The following is a 584-nucleotide window of genomic DNA, read 5'->3' as shown; positions in this document are numbered from 1 at the left end:
AAACAAAGAAGAACGTCCAAAAACTCATTTCTAAGGCTTCAGAGAAGTTTTACGGCTTGATTGGAAAAACAGTCAACGATAGGGAAAAGGATGCCTTAAAAGCCAAAGTAAAGGCTTTAGAGGGGGAAAATGAACAGCTATCCGATAGACTGGGAAAGGCTATACTTGAAAAAGAGCGAAACGGCACAAAGGTATTCAAAGCCGAGAACGACAAGGAGTATTATAGACAGCAAATGGACAATGCAAGGACAACCAGTAACCGACTAAGAACGGAGAACCAAGAACTAAAGACCGAAACCAAGGAATTGAAAAAAGAACTTGGTAAGATGAAAGACTTGTTCAATTCCGAACAACTGGAGGCTTTAAGGCATCATTTCCCAAACATATCAAAAGCTATGGAAGAGGGGAAAGACCTACTCAAGCAAATCACCAGAAGCAGAGGTTTCGGCATGGGTATGTAACCCCCCCCGCCCCCAAAGGGGGAGCGACCAAACGGCAGCTTCACTCAATGGAGTGTTACGCCGTTCGGGTTCGGAAGAAATTTTGCAGGGTTCGAAAAACGGTTGTGTGCTTATTCGAAAAAA

The 584-nt window shown here is 43.7% G+C and carries 1 protein-coding gene; it reads left to right on the top strand.

The window, feature by feature from the left end; all coding sequences use genetic code 11:
* On the top strand, positions 1 to 461 hold a 461-nt coding region (locus tag ACFFIX_RS27890; protein ID WP_446686122.1), incomplete at its 5' end, for a hypothetical protein.
* Positions 462 to 584 lie beyond the last annotated feature (123 nt).

The sequence above is a fragment of the Metabacillus herbersteinensis genome, from assembly GCF_042433335.1.
GTDB classification, from domain to species: Bacteria; Bacillota; Bacilli; order Bacillales; family Bacillaceae; genus Metabacillus; species Metabacillus herbersteinensis.
This window is presented reverse-complemented; position numbering and strand designations above follow the sequence as displayed.